The sequence below is a fragment of the Streptomyces sp. MGP-BFMKR1 genome (genome assembly GCF_057766585.1).
On the sequence record NZ_CM173408.1, the window covers coordinates 4,479,519 to 4,495,967 of the forward strand.

The 16,449-nt window shown below is 73.6% G+C and carries 14 protein-coding genes and 1 tRNA gene; 6 read left to right on the plus strand and 9 right to left on the minus strand.

Annotated elements, in window-relative coordinates; translation table 11 throughout:
• Positions 1 to 241: 241 nt before the first annotated feature.
• Entirely contained in the window at positions 242 to 808 is a 567-nt protein-coding gene (locus tag AC3CHW_RS17365) for a hypothetical protein (RefSeq protein ID WP_488467039.1), read from the minus strand.
• A 273-nt stretch (positions 809 to 1,081) separates the two neighbouring features.
• On the opposite strand from AC3CHW_RS17365, the gene AC3CHW_RS17370 reads away from it, so the two are divergent.
• Both AC3CHW_RS17370 and AC3CHW_RS17375 read left to right on the plus strand, forming a co-directional pair.
• Positions 1,082 to 1,155 (plus strand) — tRNA-Met (locus AC3CHW_RS17370).
• A 114-nt stretch (positions 1,156 to 1,269) separates the two neighbouring features.
• Positions 1,270 to 2,235: an amidohydrolase family protein gene (locus AC3CHW_RS17375; RefSeq protein ID WP_488467040.1), complete on the plus strand. Its 966-nt coding sequence runs from the start codon at positions 1,270 to 1,272 to the stop codon at positions 2,233 to 2,235.
• Between the two features lie 46 nt (positions 2,236 to 2,281).
• Here AC3CHW_RS17375 and AC3CHW_RS17380 read toward each other — a convergent pair whose 3' ends face one another.
• The 3 genes from AC3CHW_RS17380 to AC3CHW_RS17390 form a co-directional block, all read right to left on the minus strand.
• On the minus strand, positions 2,282 to 2,644 hold the full coding sequence (locus tag AC3CHW_RS17380; protein ID WP_488467041.1) for a DUF4180 domain-containing protein: 363 nt from the start codon (positions 2,642 to 2,644) through the stop codon (positions 2,282 to 2,284).
• Positions 2,645 to 2,778: 134 nt separating this feature from the next.
• Complete coding sequence (locus tag AC3CHW_RS17385; RefSeq protein WP_488467042.1) at positions 2,779 to 3,321, minus strand: NADPH-dependent FMN reductase; 543 nt, start codon at positions 3,319 to 3,321, stop codon at positions 2,779 to 2,781.
• 181 nt (positions 3,322 to 3,502) lie between these two features.
• Positions 3,503 to 4,402 (minus strand): TIGR03620 family F420-dependent LLM class oxidoreductase, encoded by a 900-nt coding sequence (locus tag AC3CHW_RS17390; RefSeq protein WP_488467043.1) that lies wholly within the window; start codon positions 4,400 to 4,402, stop codon positions 3,503 to 3,505.
• A 172-nt stretch (positions 4,403 to 4,574) separates the two neighbouring features.
• Here AC3CHW_RS17390 and AC3CHW_RS17395 point away from each other — a divergent pair, with 172 nt between their 5' ends.
• The 3 genes from AC3CHW_RS17395 to AC3CHW_RS17405 all read left to right on the plus strand — a co-directional run bounded on the left by AC3CHW_RS17395 (position 4,575) and on the right by AC3CHW_RS17405 (position 8,014).
• Complete coding sequence (locus AC3CHW_RS17395; RefSeq protein WP_488467044.1) at positions 4,575 to 5,396, plus strand: response regulator transcription factor; 822 nt, start codon at positions 4,575 to 4,577, stop codon at positions 5,394 to 5,396.
• Positions 5,397 to 5,555: 159 nt separating this feature from the next.
• Positions 5,556 to 7,163, plus strand: a complete 1,608-nt coding sequence (locus AC3CHW_RS17400) for an MFS transporter (protein ID WP_488467045.1) — start codon at positions 5,556 to 5,558, stop codon at positions 7,161 to 7,163.
• A 44-nt stretch (positions 7,164 to 7,207) separates the two neighbouring features.
• A complete protein-coding gene (locus AC3CHW_RS17405) occupies positions 7,208 to 8,014 on the plus strand; it encodes a TetR/AcrR family transcriptional regulator (RefSeq protein ID WP_398608249.1) in 807 nt (268 codons plus the stop codon).
• A gap of 141 nt (positions 8,015 to 8,155) precedes the next feature.
• Here AC3CHW_RS17405 and AC3CHW_RS17410 read toward each other — a convergent pair whose 3' ends face one another.
• The 3 genes from AC3CHW_RS17410 to AC3CHW_RS17420 form a co-directional block, all read right to left on the minus strand.
• Positions 8,156 to 8,959 carry a YceI family protein gene (locus tag AC3CHW_RS17410; protein ID WP_488471086.1) on the minus strand — a complete coding sequence of 268 codons (804 nt, stop codon included), beginning with the start codon at positions 8,957 to 8,959 and terminating at the stop codon, positions 8,156 to 8,158.
• Between the two features lie 420 nt (positions 8,960 to 9,379).
• On the minus strand, positions 9,380 to 12,010 hold the full coding sequence (locus tag AC3CHW_RS17415) for an MFS transporter (protein ID WP_488471087.1): 2,631 nt from the start codon (positions 12,008 to 12,010) through the stop codon (positions 9,380 to 9,382).
• Between the two features lie 114 nt (positions 12,011 to 12,124).
• Positions 12,125 to 12,718 (minus strand): MarR family winged helix-turn-helix transcriptional regulator, encoded by a 594-nt coding sequence (locus AC3CHW_RS17420; protein ID WP_488467046.1) that lies wholly within the window; start codon positions 12,716 to 12,718, stop codon positions 12,125 to 12,127.
• Positions 12,719 to 13,265: 547 nt separating this feature from the next.
• On the opposite strand from AC3CHW_RS17420, the gene AC3CHW_RS17425 reads away from it, so the two are divergent.
• On the plus strand, positions 13,266 to 13,469 hold the full coding sequence (locus AC3CHW_RS17425; protein ID WP_398608246.1) for a hypothetical protein: 204 nt from the start codon (positions 13,266 to 13,268) through the stop codon (positions 13,467 to 13,469).
• Positions 13,470 to 13,868: 399 nt separating this feature from the next.
• On the opposite strand, the gene AC3CHW_RS17430 is transcribed toward AC3CHW_RS17425, so the two are convergent.
• Together AC3CHW_RS17430 and AC3CHW_RS17435 are read right to left on the minus strand one after the other, a co-directional pair.
• Positions 13,869 to 14,699 (minus strand): RNA polymerase sigma factor SigF, encoded by an 831-nt coding sequence (locus AC3CHW_RS17430; protein WP_176162762.1) that lies wholly within the window; start codon positions 14,697 to 14,699, stop codon positions 13,869 to 13,871.
• Between the two features lie 188 nt (positions 14,700 to 14,887).
• A complete protein-coding gene (locus tag AC3CHW_RS17435) occupies positions 14,888 to 15,970 on the minus strand; it encodes an RNA polymerase sigma factor SigF (protein WP_488471088.1) in 1,083 nt (360 codons plus the stop codon).
• Positions 15,971 to 16,449: the final 479 nt, after the last annotated feature.

A 16,449-nucleotide genomic window follows, 5' to 3' on the forward strand; every position in this document is an offset into this window, starting at 1 on the left:
ATTTACTCATTCCGGTTTCCGCTCGTCTCTCGGAGTGACTCAGTGCTCCGCCTGGTCAGGGCCCTGATCGCGAGTTCATCGCCCTTGGTATCGACCGTCGGGCGGTACAGCACGGCGCGCGTGTTCTGTGACGAGAAGGTGTAGGCGGACCGGGTCGGGAGTTGTTGGCCGGTCGGGGGCCTCTTCGCTCGGGGTGCTCAGTCCGACGCGATCAGGACGGAGGGTGTCCGCGTCGCCGGCGTCAGGGGCACGTCTCGTTGTTCTTGACGACGCCGAAGTCCACCTGGACGTCGGGCTCGTGTGCTCCGGGGTCGGGTGTTTGTGAGCAGATGTGCCAGTTCCGGTCGTAGACCTGGAAGCGGTCCTCGCCCGTCACGTCGTGCGAGGTCAGGTTGTAGAAGCCGGCCTCCTGGGCGGCGTCCTGCGCGGCTTGGAGTTGTTTGCCGACGAAGTCCGGGAGAAGGGCTGTTCCCTCTTTCTCGGTGTTCTCGCGGGTTGCCTCGGGGGTGGGCCTCTCGCTGGGAGTGGCGTCCTCGGGGGCAGGCTCCGGTGTCGTGGCTGTCGCGTCGGGGGTCGGCGATTGCGACGGCTCGGGGGCCGTCGTCTTCGGGGCGGCCACGCGGTCGGCGGTCTTGCCGTCGTCTTCGTCGCCGTCGTCGGCGATGGCGCCGATCACGCCGATGGTCAGGAGCGCGCCGAACGTGACGGCCGCGGCGATGACGGCCTTCTGCTTGCGCGTCTTACGCGGCGGCGGTGGGGGCGGAGTCGCCCAGTTGGGGCTGGGTGGTTGCTGTGAGCGGTCGTTCAAGGGGGTCCCCAGATATGAAGGTCGGGCGTGAACCGTGGGGGGATCGGCAGCGTAGCGGGGTGTGAGGTGGGCCGTCAGGTAGATCGACGGTTCCGTCGACGGGAGGATGCGGTGGGCGCCGGTGCGCCGACCGGGGACGGGCGGGGCGGGGGAGGTACGGGTCCGGGCTCCCGGCCCGGCCGGGGCCCGGCGCCGGCCTCGGCGCGTCCCTGACCTGCGGCGGAGAATCGATTTCCCTCTCTGGGGAAGTTGCCGTAAGGTTGCATTCATCGACGCGGGGTGGAGCAGCTCGGTAGCTCGCTGGGCTCATAACCCAGAGGTCGCAGGTTCAAATCCTGTCCCCGCTACTTGAAGGTCGAGGGCCCGGCACCTAGTGCCGGGCCCTCGGTCGTTTGTCGGGGTGGCGTGGGGCGGGTCTGCGGCTCTGGTCGCCGGACGGGGGGTCTGGCACGGTGGCTGTCATGGATCGTGCGGGGGATGGGCGTGACGGGGGCGGCCGTGGTGAGGGCGTGGGGCGGGAGGTGACCGCCGACGCCCGGGAGCGAGAGCGGGTCGTCGGGTTCTGGGGCGAGCTGGGGTTGCCGGGGCTGATCGACGTGCACACGCACTTCATGCCCGAGCGGGTACTCGCCAAGGTCTGGGCGTACTTCGACTCCGCCGGGCCGCTGCTCGGCCGGCCCTGGCCCATCACCTACCGGCAGCAGGAGGACGAACGGCTGGCCACGCTGCGGCGGTTCGGCGTGCGGGCGTTCACGTCTATGGTCTATCCGCACAAGCCAGGCATGGCCGCCTGGCTCAACGGCTGGGCCGCCGAGTTCGCCGACCGTACGCCGGACTGCCTGCGGACGGGCACCTTCTACCCGGAGCCGGAGGCCGCCGGGTACGTGGGGGAGGCGTTGGCGGGTGGCGTACGGGTGTTCAAGGCGCACGTGCAGGTGGGCGCGTACGACCCGGCCGATCCGTTGCTCGATCCGGTGTGGGGTGCCATCGCCGAGGCCGGGGTGCCGGTCGTGACGCACTGCGGGTCGGGGCCGGCGCCGGGGGCGTTCACCGGGCCCGGGCCGATCGGGAAGGTGCTCGCCCGGCATCCGCGGCTGCGGCTGATCGTCGCGCACCTGGGGATGCCGGAGTACACGGAGTTCTTCGACCTGGCCGAGCGGTACCCCGGCGTGCACCTCGACACGACGATGGCCTTCACCGACTTCACCGAGGAGTTCGTGCCGTTCCCGCGCGCGGAGCGGCCCCGGCTCGCGGCGCTCGGGGACCGCATCCTCTTCGGCAGCGACTTCCCCAACATCCCGTACGGCTACCACCACGCCCTGGACGTCCTCACCCGGCTCGACCAGGACGCGGCGTGGCTGCGCGCGGTCTGTTACGACAACGCCGCCCGGCTGTGGGGGATCGGGCGGCGCGATACCGCGCCGTGAGGGAGCGGGTGCCGCCGCGCCGTGAGGGAGCGGGTGTCGCCGTCGGTCAACCGGCGAGGCGCTCGCGCAGCTCGTCCTCGTCGGCGACGAACCAGGTCTGGCGACCGCGGTTGCACTCCCGGACGAAGTCCCGCAGGGATGAACTGGCCGCGGTGTGGGCGGATATGTCGCCGATGACGGCGAGGCCCACGCGGTAGCTGACGAACTTCTGGACGATGTCGCCGGCGAGCCTGGTGCGCAGCTCGTAGAACGCGGGGTCGAGCCGGTCCGCGGGGATGACGACCCACCGCGCGCCCTGGTAGGAGGCGTTGCCGACGAGGTCGAGCGCGTCCTGCTCGGTGGCCAGGGGCGCGCCGTCGGCGGGGTAGCGGAACACGGGGACGGCGTGGATCGTGTGCGGGTCGCTCATGGGGGCGGGCTCGTTTCGGCGGGGTGGACGGCGGACGGTGGGCGCGCCCTCGGGTGGCGGGCGCGGCCTCGGGCGGCGGGAGCGAGGCGGGCGCGGCCTCGGGGCGCGGGTGTGCGGGGCCACGGGAGCCGGAATCAGACCTGGGCGGCCTTCGTCAGGGCGGACAGGGCCGCGGTCAGCTCGGCGCGAGTGGCCTCGTCCCGGACGCGGCCCGTCTCGCGGTCCAGCTTCGTGCCGACCACCGGGATGCGCAGACAGGCGTCGTCGACGAGTTCGGCGTGCAACATGCCGAGGGTCTCGCGCAGTTGGGTGTAGGCGAACTCGCCGCCGGCCGGGTGCGGGGACGCGGTGATGACGGCCGTGGGCTTGCCGCCGAGTTCACCGGTGCTGACCAGCCAGTCGATGGCGTTCTTCAGCGTGCCGGGCACGCCGTGCGCGTACTCCGGGCTGACGAACAGCAGCGCGTCCGCCTCGGCCACGGCCGAGCGCAGCGCGGCCACCGCGGCGTGCGGTATCGCGTCCTCGCCGTCGAGGTCCTGGTTGAAGTGCGGGAGCGTGCCGATCTCGCCGTACGTCACGGTCCACGTCGAGCGGTCAAGGGTTTCCAGCGCGGTTTCCAGGACCGCCCCGTTGGACGATGTGGCGCGCAGACTGCCGGAGATCGCGAGAATCCTCATGTGCCGACGGTACGGGACGAGGCGCCGGAGCGGACGGGTCGGGAGATCGCCCTGTGGACAACTCCTGAGCTGTGGACAACGGAGTCACCCTCTCCGTCGGTCGACGGGGCAGGGCCACCCGTCCCGTCCCGTCCCGTCCCGTACCGCTCCGTGCGGGCCGGCTCCGCGGCCTCGGAGTGCGTCAGTTGGTGAGCGGCAGGGCCTCGGCCAGGGTGCGCCACTCGGCGCGCGGGAGCCGCACCGGCTGCTCCTGTTCCTTTCCGGTCACCACCTGTACGGCCAGGTGGTCGGCGCCGGCGGCGAGGAACTCGTCGGCCCGCTGGCGGGCGGTCTCCGGGGTGCCGATGGCGAAGCTGGCGTCCAGCAGTCGGTCGCTGCCGCCGCCCACGAAGTCCTCCTCGGCGAAGCGGAGTCGCAGCAGGTTCTTCGTGTAGTTGGCGAGGCCCAGATAGAACGACAGATAGGCGCGGGCGATGGCGCGGGCCCGCACCGGGTCCGGGTCCAGGACCACCTTGAACTCGGGGGCCAGCACCGCGTCGGGGCCGAGCGTGGCGCGGGCCTGGGCCACATGCTCGGGCGTGACCAGGTACGGGAGGGCGCCGAGCGCGCGGTCGCGGGAGAGTTCGAGCATCTTCGGGCCGAGGGCGGCCAGCGCCCGCTGGTCCCGGGGGACCGGCGTCGGGGCGGTGTCCAGGGCGGTCAGGTACTCCTTGAGCGCCGAGTACGGGCGGTTCGCCAGCGGGTGGTCGTTCTTCTGGGCGATCTCGTCGTGGCTCACGCCGAGGCCGAGCAGGAACCGGCCCCCGTACGCGGCGTTGACCTCCGCGTGGCGGGCGGCGACGTCCGCCGCGGCGTGGTCCCAGATGCTGAGGATGCTGGTGCCGACGGTGACCCGCTCCGTGCTGGCCAGCAGCGGGACGGCCTGGTCGACCGACGGGCTGCCGCCGATCCACAGCGTCCCGTACCCCAACTCCTCCAGCTCCGCCGCTGCCTCGCCCAGCTCCGCTTCGCGCGTCGGGTCATCCGCGCGCAGGCCCAGGCTCCACACACCGACCCGACCAAGACGTTCATGAAATGCCATGCCGGGTACAGCGGGCCCGGTCGCACGCCTATTCCGGCCATGCGGGGATTGCGGCCAACCGGGTGAGCACTGTCTGGCCCGTGACGTCCCTTCGCCCGCGCGGGCCCCGTTTCTCAGCGGATTCACAGAAAGCCGCAAGGTCCTTCTCACGCTGCCGCCCCACGCTTGCGCCATGGCCACGTCATCGCCCACCGGGCACACCGAGCTGACGCGACCCGACGGCAGCCCCGTACGGGTCCTCGTAGTCGAAGATGAGGCACCGCTCGCCGAGTTGCTGTCGATGGCGCTCCGGTCCGAGCGCTGGGACGTGCGCACGGCGGGTGGGGGTGGCGGGGTCGCGGAGGTGGCGCGCGCCTTCCGGCCCGACGCCGCCGTCCTGGACCTCACGCTGCCGGACGCGGACGCCCGCGCCGCGCTGGCCGGCCTGCGCCGCGAAGTGCCCGGCCTGCCGGTGCTGTTCCTGGCCTCGCGGGAGGCCGCGCGGGAGCGGACGGCCGGGCTGACGGCGGGCAGCGACGCGTACGTCACCAAGCCGTTCGGGGTCGAGGAGGTCATCGCGGGGCTGCGCGGCCTGCTGCGGCGTTCGGTGGTGCCGACCCCGCGCGCCGGGTCGGTGCTCACCGTCGGCGACCTGACGTTGAACGAGGACAGCCAGGAGGTCGTGCGCGGCGGCGTGCCGATCCGGCTCACGGCCACCGAGTACGAGTTGCTGCGCTTCCTGATGCGCAACCCGCGGCGGGTGCTGAGCAAGGCGCAGATCCTGGACCGGGTGTGGAGCTACGACTTCGGCGGCCGGCCCAACGTCGTCGAGCTGTACATCTCCTACCTGCGACGGAAGATCGACGCCGGCCGGGCTCCGATGATCCACACCCGGCGCGGCATGGGCTACTTGATCAAGGCCGCCGATGTGGCGTCGGAGCCGTCACCCGCGCCGAAGGCGACGCCACGGCGCGGGCCGCGTGCGCGGTCGCGGTCCGCGCCCGAGCCGGTGTGAAACGGAGGGAGTCGGTGCGAACCCGGCACCGAGCCGGTGCGAGCCGGCCGGGTCGGACGGCCTGAGCCTGAGCCTGGCGGCGCATTGAGCTATACAGCGTAGAGGGGATTCCTATACGGTGTACGTCGCTGTGCTCGTACACCGCATAAGGACGTGCTCATGGCCGCCGTTCCCCCCTCGCCCGATCGCCCCTCGTCCCCCGACGGCCCCCCGCTCTCGGCCGGGCCCGCGGCGCCCGACGCGGGCACCCGTGACGCCACCGCCGAGGCGCCCGCCCGGCACCCGCGGCGCTGGCTGATCCTCGCCGTCATCTGCCTCGCGCAGCTCACCGTGTTGCTCGACAACACCATCCTCACCGTCGCCGTGCCCTCGCTCACCCGCGAGATGGGCGCGAGCACCGCCGACGTCCAGTGGATGATCAACGCCTACGCGCTGGTGCAGTCCGGGTTGCTGCTCAGCGCCGGCAGCGCGGCCGACCGGTACGGCCGTAAGAAGATGCTGGTCACCGGGCTCCTCGTGTTCGGACTCGGCTCGGTCGCCGCCGCGTACGCGCAGTCGCCCGGGCAGTTGATCGCGGCCCGCGCCGGGATGGGCGTGGGCGGCGCGCTGCTGATGACCACCACGCTGGCCGTCGTCGTGCAGGTCTTCGCCGAGGACGAGCGACCCAAGGCCATCGGGTTGTGGGGCGCGGTCGGTTCGCTGGGGTTCGCGGCCGGGCCGCTGATCGGCGGGTCGCTGCTCAACCACTTCTGGTGGGGCGCGATCTTCCTGATCAACGTGCCGGTGGCGCTGATCGGCGTGGTCGCCGTCGCCCGCATGGTGCCCGAGTCGCGCAGCGGCGGCGGGGAGCGGCCCGACCTGCCGGGCGCGCTGCTGTCCACGGTCGGCATGACCGGTGTGGTCTTCGCGATCATCTCCGGGCCCGAGCACGGCTGGCTCTCGGCCCGGGTGCTGGTCGCGGCGGTCGTCGGGCTCGTCGCGCTGGGCGCCTTCGCCGCCTGGGAGCGGCACGTCCCGTACCCGATGCTCGACCTCAGCTTCTTCGAGAACCGGCGCTTCGTCGGGGCGGTCGCCGGCGGCATCCTGATCGCCTTCGGCATGGGCGGCTCGCTGTTCCTGCTCACCCAGCACCTGCAACTCGTCCTCGGCTACGAACCGTTGGCCGCCGGCCTGCGCACCGCGCCGCTGGCCCTGATGATCGTGGTGCTCAACGTGGCCGGCGTCGGCGCCTGGCTGCTGACCCGGTTCGGCACGCCGGGCACCATCCTGGCCGGCATGGCGATGCTCTCCGGCGGCCTGGCGGTCGTCGGGCTGCTGGGCCGGGACGGGTACGGGGGCGTGTTCGCGGGCCTGGTCCTGATGGGGTCCGGGATGGCGGTGGCGATGCCGGCCATGGCCACCGCCATCATGTCGGCCATCCCACCGGCCAAGGCCGGCGTCGGGGCCGGGGTCAACGGCACGCTGACCGAGTTCGGCAACGGTCTCGGCGTCGCGACCCTCGGCGCGGTGCTCAACTCCCGCTTCGCCGCGCTGCTGCCCGCCGCCGCGGCCGGCGCGGGCTCGCTGCCGACCGCGCTGGAGCGGGTGGACACCGCGTCCGACCGGTCCGCCGTGCACGACGCGTTCGCCAGCGGCATCCAGGCCAGCGAGCTGGTCGGGGCGGGCGCGGTGCTCCTCGGGGGCGTGCTGGCGGCGCTGCTGCTGTGGCGAGCGGAACGTACGGCGGAGCCCGTACGGAAGGCCGACGGGGTGGCCGGCGCGACATAGCATCGGGTACGGGTACCGGGCGGTCGATCGATGGAGGAGCGCGGATGGCAACCGGCAGCGGCACGAGCAGGCCACGGCCCAGCGTGTGGTTGGCCGGGCCGTCGAGCGGCAAGCGGAAGGCCGACCAGCCCGCGGGCCTGGACCGGGCGAAGATCATCGCGGCGACGGTGCGGCTGCTGGACGCGGAGGGCATGGCCCGCTTCTCCATGCGCCGGCTCGCGGCCGAGCTCGGGGTCACCGCCATGTCCGTCTACTGGTACGTGGCCACCAAGAACGACCTGCTCGAACTCGCCCTCGACGAAGTCAACGGCGAGATGCGGCTACCGGCCGACGGCGAGGTCGACGAGGCGGGCAAGCTGGTCGACTGGCGCGACCAGCTCCGCCAACTCGCCAGCGAGTACCGGAAGATCCTCGTCCAGCACCCGTGGGTGTCGCAGCTGGTCGGCGAGTACCTGAACATCGGCCCGAACGCGCGGGCCTTCGCCGAGGCCGCGCAGCGGGTCATCCGCCGCAGCGGCGTGCCCGACGAGGGGATGACGGGCGCGCTGAGCGTGGTCTTCCAGTTCGTCTACGGCTTCGGCACGATCGAGGGCCGCTTCGCGCTGCGCTGCCGGGAGGCCGGCATCAGCCAGGACGACTACTTCTTCCACGTCATGGACACCATCGAGGCCGACCCGGAGCTTGAGGAGTCGTTCGGCAACGCCAGCCGGATCATGCGCGCCCGTGGCGGCTCGACGGTGGAGGAGATGCGCGAGCGCGACTTCGCCTTCGCCCTGGAGATGGTCATCGCGGGCCTTGAGGTCATGCGCGAGCGCGCGGGCCACCCGGCCGACGCGGCGCGCGAGGCGTAAGCCGGCTGCTACCCGGCGTCCGTACGCGCCCGGGGCGCGGGCGCCGCTCCCGTACGCGCGCCCTCCCCGACGACGCGCGCGGGCGCCCGCCGTCCGTGGTGCGCGGCGGGCGCCCGAGCCGGGGCCGGGAGGGTGCGGGCCCTACGCCGTCTGCTGCGGCAGGTCGCCCTGGACCGTCTGGATGTCCAGCTCGACCCGCAGCGTCGTGCCGATGGCCGCGATGCCCGCCGCGACCACCTGGTTGTAGTGCATGGCGAAGTCCTCGCGGCGCAGCTCGGCCGTCGCCCGGTACGCGGCGCGCACCCCGCCCCACGGGTCCTGGCCGGTGCCCAGGTACGTGAGGTCGAGGTCCACCTGCCGTACGACGCCGCGCATCGTCAGGTCGCCGTGCACGGTCCAGCGGTCGGAGCCGACCGGGGTGAGCCCGGTGCTGGCGTACGTGATCTGCGGGAACTGGGCCACGTCCAGGAAGTCAGCCGAGCGCAGGTGGCCGTCGCGCATGTCGTTGCCGCTGTCGATGCTGGCCGCCTCGATGACCGCCGTCACGCGCGACTTCTCGATGTCCTCGGCGATCTCCACCCGGCCGCCGAAGCCGAGGAACCGGCCCCGGATGCTGGAGATGCCCAGGTGCTGGGCGATGGCCGTGACCGAGGAGTGCACCGGGTCGAGCGACCAGGTGCCCGGCGGCGGCAGCTCCACGCCACCCTGCCGGGCCAGCACCAGGGTGCCGACGTCGGCCCGGCCGGTGGCCGTGACCAGGGCGGTGGCGGCGGCCGGCGCGTAGCCGACGGCGGTGGCGATCACCGTGTACGGGCCGGGCGGCAGCGGCTCGGCCGTGCGCACCACGCCCTCCTCGTCGGCCGCCGCCCGCGCCACCTGCTGGCCCGCCATGTCGGTGACGGTCAGCACGGCGTGCCGCACGGCCCAGTTGTCCCGCGTGCGCATCCGGGCGCGCAGCCCGCCGCGGGCGCCGTCCGCGCCGGCCGCCGGGCCGGTGCCGGCGTGGCCGTCCCCGGCCTCCGATGGCGTGCCGTGCGCGCCCTCGTCCGCCCGGCCGTGGCCCGCTCCCATGGTCGTCATGCCGTTCCCGCTCCCGAGTTGCGGCACCGTCGCGGGTGCCGGATCGATCGTTGTCGCGGGCGGTCCGGCGGTCGATCCGCCGGAGCGCCCGTGCGTGGAGTGCGGCCACGGCGGCGGCGAGCAGGCCGTCCCCTGCCTGTGCGCTCGCCGCCGCCGCGGCTTTTCGGGCCCACTCCAGGCCCCGGGGCCCTCCACAGACCCCGCTCCGACTCCGGGCGCTTCGCTCGACCCCCGTCGTGGTGTCGGGGATCGTTCGCTCAGCGGGCGCCCGGGGTCGGGGTCGTGTCAGCGACCGGTCAGGTCGCCGTCGCCCGTCGCCTCGGGACGGTCGGTGCCGTCCGGGTGGGCGAGGGTGATGTCGTGGCCGTCGACGCCGGGCCCGGAGACCGGCAGCGCCCGGGACACCGCCGGGTAGCCGCTGGCGATGACGGTGTACTCGCCGGCGTCCAGGTCGGTGAAGGCGTACGCGCCGTCCTCGCCGGTGCCGGTGGTGGCCACGACCCGGCCGGCCGCGTCCACCAGCGTGACCCGCGCGTCCGACAGCGGCCTGCCCTCGGCGCCGGCCCGCACGGTGCCCCGTACCCGGGCGCCCGAGCGCAGCTCGACCTCGACGTGGGTGCTGCCCTGGCCGCCGACCTCGACCGGCAGCGCGGCGGGCCGGTAGCCGGGCGCGTTGACGGCGAGGGTGAAGGCGCCGGGGGCCAGCTCGGTGAAGGCGAACTCGCCCTGCGCGCCGGTCGCCCCGCTGGCCAGCACGTCGCCCCTGGCGTCGGCGACCACGACCATGGCCGCCTCCACCGGCAGCCCGTCGGCGACCCCGCGCACCGCGCCGGTCAGCCCGCTGACGCCGGTGAGCAGCACGTCGTGGGCGAGCGGCTGCTGCCCGACGACGACGGTGGCCGCCTGCGGCTGGTGCCCGTCGGCCGCCGCGATCAGCACGTACGAGCCGGCACCCGGCGCCTGGAGCGCGTACGAGCCGTCCCGCGCGGCCACGGCCCGGCCGAGCTGGTCGCCGCCCTGGGAGATGAGCGTGACGGCGGAGCCGGGGACCCCGGCACCGTCGCCGCCGCGTATCCGCCCGTGGATCGACACGCCACCGCCGGCCTCGCCGGCCGCCGCCCGCGCCACGGCCTGTCGCTCCTCGGCCACGGCGGCCGGCTGCGGCACGCCGGCCGCGCCGAGCGCGACCGTCGTCTGGTCGGGGCCCGGCGCCACCGGACCGCTGCCGTTCGGCGTGGCGGCGCCCGCGCGGGTCACCGCCTCCTCGGCCCGCGCGCCGGCGGCGCCGACCGAGGCGAGCACCAGCGTGCCCTCCCGGTCAGCGGCGGCCTCCCGCGCGTCGTCGGCGTCCTTGGCGGGCGCCACGGAGGCCGCGGCCACCCGGGGCTCGGTCGGCCCGGCGTCGTGGCCGGCGACCTTCGTCTGGAGCGCGACCTCCTTGATGAACAGCGTCACCAGGCAGGCCAGCAGGGCGGCCGGGGCCGCGTACAGGAAGATGTCGCCCACGCCGTGCCCGTACGCGCTCTCGATGACGGTGCGCACCGGCGGCGGGAGCTCGTCCAGCTTGGGGATGCCGCCACCGCCGCTGCCGCCGGACGGCGGGACCTGGCCGCCCCGCTCGGCGAGCTCGCGGAAGCCGTCCTCCGAGTACTGGGTGACCCGGTGGGCGAGCACCGCGCCGAGCGCCGAGACGCCGACCGCGCCGCCGAGCGAGCGGAAGAAGGTGACGACGGAGCTGGCGGCGCCGAGGTCGCTCGGGGCGACCTGGTTCTGCGTGCAGAGCACCAGGTTCTGCATCATCATGCCGATGCCGAGGCCCATCAGGACCATGTAGACCGACATGTGCCAGTACGGGGTGTCGTAGCGCAGCGTGCCCAGCAGCCCCATGCCGGCGGTGAGCAGCACGCCGCCGCTGACCAGCCACGCCTTCCAGCGGCCGGTCTTGGTGATGACCTGTCCCGAGACGGTCGACGACACCACGAGACCCAGGATCATCGGGATGGTCATGACGCCCGACATCGTGGGCGACTCACCGCGCGCCAACTGGAAGTACTGGCTGAAGAAGACCGTGCCGGCGAACATCACGATGCCGACGAAGAGGCTGGCGACCGAGGCCAGGGTGATCGTCGCGTTGCGGAACAGCCGCATCGGAATGATCGGCTCCGCGGCCCGCGACTCGACCCACACGAATATCAGGCCGAGCAGGATCGAACCGCCGACCATGGCGTAGGTCTGCCAGGAGATCCAGTCGTAGTTGTCACCGGCCAGCGTCACCCAGATCAGCAGCAGCGACACGGCGGCGCTGATGAAGAACGCGCCGGCCCAGTCCACCTTCACGTCGCGCTTGACGACGGGGAGGCTCAGCGTCTTCTGCAGCACGATCAGGGCGACGATCGCGAACGGCACGCCGACGTAGAAGCACCAGCGCCAGCCGAGCCAGCTCGTGTCGGTGATGACGCCGCCGAGCAGCGGGCCGCCGACGGTGGCGGCGGCGAAGGTGGCGCCGAGGTAGCCGCTGTACCGGCCGCGCTCGCGCGGCGAGATCATCGCGGCCATCACGATCTGCGCGAGGGCGGTGAGCCCGCCGACGCCGATGCCCTGCACCACGCGGCACGCGATCAGCATCGACGTGTTCTGCGAGAGCCCGGCGATGACCGACCCGGCCATGTAGATGACCAGGGACATCTGGACCAGCAGCTTCTTGCTGAACAGGTCGGCGAGCTTGCCCCACAGCGGGGTGGAGGCGGTCATCGCGAGCAGCGCCGCGGTGACCACCCAGGTGTACGAGCTCTGGCTGCCGCCCAGGTCGCCGATGATCTGCGGCAGGGCGTTGGTGACGATCGTGGACGACAGGATCGCGACGAACATGCCGAGCAGCAGCCCGGACAGCGCCTCCAGGATCTGCCGGTGGGACATGGGCCCGGCGGGGGAGGCGTGGGAGGCGCCCGCGGCGTGCTTCCCGCCCACGGAGGGCTGCGCGTCTCCCCGCACACCGGGTGGTGTGGTCGTTGCCATTGAGTTCCTTCTCGCCTATCGCTTCGCGGGTGTACGGGTGATGTCGTCGTCCGCCGACGGGGGCGGGCCCGGGGCGGGGCCTGGGTCCGGGGCCGGGACGGCGGTGGTCGGTGCCGGCGCCGCCGCCAGGTCCGCGGCCGGGGCGCGCGGCGGCGGGGCGGCGAACGGCGAGGGGCGGGCCCGGCAGTCGCCGAAGCTGCCCCGCAGCCGGGCCAGCAGCGTGTTGAGCTGCCCGAGGTCCGCGTCCGACCAGTCGCTCAGGTAGTGCGCGAGCACCTCCGTGTAGCGGTCGGCCACCTCGTCCAGCAGGGATCTGCCACGCGCGTTGATCCGGAGCAGCCGGGACCGCTTGTCCTGCGGGTCGGGCTGCCGGTCGATCCAGCCGCGCTCGGCGACGTGCGCCGCGTGCCGGCTGGTCACGGACATGTCGATGGACAGCAGCTCGGCGAGCTTGCTCATCCGCATCTCGCCGTGCCGGTTGAGGACCATCAGCACGATGGCCGACGCCGGCGGGCAGTCGGCGGGCAGGGCGCGGCCCAGGTCGCGCTGGATGGCCGCGGTGGCCGACAACTGCCGCGCCAACTCGCGGTACTGCTCCTGCGTCGCCATCGGTGCTCCTTCCTGGTGTGGCGGGTGCGCGGCGGGCGTGCGCCGGGGGCCGGCCGGGCGGACGGCCCTGTTCGGCGGCGTTCGGCGGTGGCGCGCTGCGCTGCCGGGGCGCCGTGCCCGGGGGGCGTGCGCCGCGCCGGGCGCCGGCCCGGCGTGCGCGCCGGTGGCGCCGACCGGAACGGGCCGGAACAGGCCCGGCTCGGCCTGCCCGGTCTCGGTGGGCTTGAGGTATGGGGTGTGTGAGCCGCTGCGGGTGCGGCCCGTGCGTGGCGCCGGGCCCGTACGTGGCCGCTGGCCCCGGCGGCGCCCCCGGTCTGGTGGGCCGGAGGTCGGTCGCCGGCGGCGGGCTCGTCGGACCCGGTGATCAAGTTGCTTAGGGCAACCATAAGAGAAGTTAGTTGCTACAGGCAAATGAAATGACCGGTCGCGGAGTAAACACCCGACAAAGCCTGTGCCGGCCCCCGGTCAAGTCGGAAAAGGGCCGATCAAACCCCCTGGAAACCCCGGGGGTGTGCGCGATTCCACAGGTTCGCTAGGGTCGGGGCCCATGGCGAACAACCCTGGCCCCGAGGGCAACCACGACCCGGCTGGCAGCACCCAGATGTTCCGCGCCTTTGTTGACGAGGGCACGCAGCAGCAGCCCCAGCCCGCCGCCGGACCCACCTCGTCCGGCCCACGCTTCGGCGTGATCATCGGTGTGATCGTCGCGGTGGCGGTCGTCGCCGCCGTCGCCTGGCTCGCCCTGGCCTGACCCGCGTCGCCCCGACCGTCCCCGTACGCCCACCCCCCGGCAGCCCGCCACCCCGCCAGCGCCCCGCGCACGGCGCCCGACGGGCTGCCGGACCGTTTCTGTGGCCGGGGTACGGGATGGCCGCGCCGTGGCGGGCCCGCGTGTGCGGTGAGCGGCCGTCGCGGGCCGGGTCGCGCGCGAGGGTGCGCCGCCGTTGGCGCTCGCGGGCCGGGCCGCCTGCGCGAAGGTGGGCCGCCCGCGCGGAGCCAGTCGCCCCGGCGGGCATGGCCGGGTCGGCCGGCCTGGGTGGCCGGGACGTGCGCACCCCGCCCCTCCCGCCGGCTGCGGCGCGCGGTGGGCGTGCGGCAGCGGCGTGCTGGAGGAGCGGGGTGGGAGTGGAGCTCTCGGTGGTGGGGGCGATCAGTCGGCGATGAGGCCCTCGCGGAGCTGCGCGAGGGTGCGCGTCAGCAGCCGGGAGACGTGCATCTGGGAGATGCCCACCTCTTCGCCGATTTGCGACTGCGTCATGTTCCCGAAGAAGCGGAGCATGATGATCTGGCGCTCGCGCGGCGGCAGTTGGGCCAGCAGCGGCTTGAGGGACTCGCGGTACTCCACGCCCTCGAGCGCGCTGTCCTCGTACCCGAGGCGGTCGGCCAGCGAGCCGTCCGCGCCGTCGTCCTCGGGCGAGGGCGAGTCGAGGGAGCTGGCGGTGTACGCGTTGCCGACGGCGAGGCCGTCGACCACGTCCTCCTCGGAAACGCCCAGGCAGGTGGCGAGTTCGGGAACGGTGGGCGAACGGTCGAGCTTCTGCGAGAGCTCGTCGCTGGCCTTCGTCAGGGCGAGCCGCAGCTCCTGGAGCCGGCGCGGGACCCGCACCGACCAACTGGTGTCTCTGAAGAACCGCTTGATCTCGCCGACGACCGTCGGCATCGCGAACGTGGGGAACTCCACGCCCCGTTCGCAGTCGAACCGGTCGATCGCCTTGATCAGCCCGATGGTGCCGACCTGGACGATGTCCTCCATCGGTTCGTTGCGGCTGCGAAAGCGCGCCGCCGCGTACCGGACCAGGGGGAGATTGAGCTCGATCAGGGTGTCGCGTACGTACGTGCGCTCCGCGCTGTCCTGGTCGAGCGCGGCGAGCCGCAGGAACAGGGAGCGGGAGAGGGTGCGAGTGTCGATGGCGCCGCCATCGTCAAGCACGCGTGATGCGTCAGTGGTGAGCACCTTCGAGCTGCCCAAATCTACGGACATGCCACCCCCTTTGAGGTCGCGGACGGTCGCGGTAGCGCTCGCGGGTGAAGGAACGCAACCTCCCCCTGAATACCGGAAGATCGGCCGCGCCAAACACCGTTCCTGCAGAATGTCACATGTCGGCAACACGCTGTAGCGCCATGTCGACATTACTGCCTGAGGGCCGTTCGTGGGGTCCCCTTCGCGGGTTACGGCTCGATTCGATTTGCGGAACGTAGCCGAGCAAAGCTGCGCGACAGCAGCCGCGAGACGTGCATCTGGGAAACGCCGAGCTCGGCGCTGATCTGCGACTGGGTGAGGTTGCTGTAGTAGCGCAGGAGGAGGATGCGCTGCTCGCGCTCCGGCAGTTGGACGAGCAGGTGGCGTACGAGGTCACGGTGCTCGACCCCGGCGAGGGCGGGGTCCTCGTAGCCGAGGCGGTCGAGCAGCCCTGGCAGTCCGTCACCCTCCTGCGCGGCCTCCAGGGACGTCGCGTGGTACGAGCGGCCCGCCTCGATGCAGGCGAGCACCTCGTCCTCGCCGATGCCCAGCCGGGCGGCGATCTCCGCGGTGGTGGGGGAGCGGCCGTGCAGCACCGTCAGGTCCTCGGTCGCGCCGCTGACCTGCACCCACAGCTCGTGGAGCCGCCGTGGCACGTGGACGGTCCGTACGTTGTCACGGAAGTAACGTTTGATCTCGCCGACGACCGTGGGCATGGCGAAGGTCGGGAACTGCACTCCGCGATGCGGATCGAAGCGGTCGATGGCGTTGATGAGCCCGATGGTGCCGACCTGGATGACGTCCTCTATGGGCTCGTTGCGGCTGCGGAAGCGGGCCGCTGCGTACCGCACGAGCGGCAGGTTGGCCTCGATCAGCGCGGTCCGCACCCGGGCGTGCTCCGGGGTGCCCGGCTCCAGCCCCGACAACTCGGCGAACAGCACCTGGGTCAGCGCCCGCGCGTCCGCGCTGCGCCGCTCGCGCGGGGTGGCGCCGCCCTCGGTCTCGACGTCCGACGCGGTCTCGACACCTGGCGCGGCAGCGGCCCCGGCCGCGCCGGTAGCCGTGCCTGTGCCTGTGCTCGCGCCCGCGCCGGTAGCCGTGCCTGTGCTCGCGCCCGCGGTTGTGCCTGCGTCTGTCCCCGTGCTCGCGCTCGCGTCCGTGCCCGTGCCGGGTGGGGCGGTGGCCGGTGGTGTGGCCGGCCGGCGGGCGGGTGGTGGGTCGGGGGCCGTCGCCGCGGGGGTGGACGCGTCGGGCGCGCGGCGGGGGGCCCCGGGGCCGCCCGTGGGCCGGATCGTTTCCCCGCCTCGGGTCGCGGTGCCGCCCGGTCGACGCCGGCCGGCGCCCGCGTTGGTGCCGGTACGGGCAGCGTCGGTACCGGTACGGGCCGCGGTGTCGCCCGCCCCGGCGCGGGCCGCGTCGGCGTCGGCCGCCGCCGGGCTCGGGTCCCCGCTCGGGGCGGGGCCCGGGGTGGCGGCGGGTTCCGGGCGGCCCTGGTCGGCGGGGGGCTCGCTTGCGGGGGCGGGAGCTGGGTCGTCCGGGCGGTGCGGGGTGGTCGGGGTGGTGGCGCTGGCGGGTGGGTCGGCGGCGGGTGGCGCGGCTACGGCGGCGTCCCGCTCTGGCGCGGGGTCGGTCGCTGGGTCGGTCGCGGGGGCGGTCGTGGGCTCGGTGCGGGCCGCGCGCTCGCCGGTGCCGGCCTGAGGTGGGGCTTTGGGTGCAGTACGGGCCGTCACGGTCACGCCACCCTTCAGGTCGTCCCAACCCAATCATCCGG

Coding starts and splice junctions, on each gene's coding strand:
- AC3CHW_RS17375 (WP_488467040.1), top strand. CDS start 1,270: ATGGATCGTGCGGGGGATGGGCGTGACGGGGGCGGCCGTGGTGAGGGC.
- AC3CHW_RS17380 (WP_488467041.1), bottom strand. CDS start 2,644: ATGAGCGACCCGCACACGATCCACGCCGTCCCCGTGTTCCGCTACCCC.
- AC3CHW_RS17385 (WP_488467042.1), bottom strand. CDS start 3,321: ATGAGGATTCTCGCGATCTCCGGCAGTCTGCGCGCCACATCGTCCAAC.
- AC3CHW_RS17390 (WP_488467043.1), bottom strand. CDS start 4,402: ATGGCATTTCATGAACGTCTTGGTCGGGTCGGTGTGTGGAGCCTGGGC.
- AC3CHW_RS17395 (WP_488467044.1), top strand. CDS start 4,575: ATGGCCACGTCATCGCCCACCGGGCACACCGAGCTGACGCGACCCGAC.
- AC3CHW_RS17400 (WP_488467045.1), top strand. CDS start 5,556: ATGGCCGCCGTTCCCCCCTCGCCCGATCGCCCCTCGTCCCCCGACGGC.
- AC3CHW_RS17405 (WP_398608249.1), top strand. CDS start 7,208: ATGGCAACCGGCAGCGGCACGAGCAGGCCACGGCCCAGCGTGTGGTTG.
- AC3CHW_RS17410 (WP_488471086.1), bottom strand. CDS start 8,959: ATGCGCACGCGGGACAACTGGGCCGTGCGGCACGCCGTGCTGACCGTC.
- AC3CHW_RS17415 (WP_488471087.1), bottom strand. CDS start 12,010: ATGTCCCACCGGCAGATCCTGGAGGCGCTGTCCGGGCTGCTGCTCGGC.
- AC3CHW_RS17420 (WP_488467046.1), bottom strand. CDS start 12,718: ATGGCGACGCAGGAGCAGTACCGCGAGTTGGCGCGGCAGTTGTCGGCC.
- AC3CHW_RS17425 (WP_398608246.1), top strand. CDS start 13,266: ATGGCGAACAACCCTGGCCCCGAGGGCAACCACGACCCGGCTGGCAGC.
- AC3CHW_RS17430 (WP_176162762.1), bottom strand. CDS start 14,699: ATGTCCGTAGATTTGGGCAGCTCGAAGGTGCTCACCACTGACGCATCA.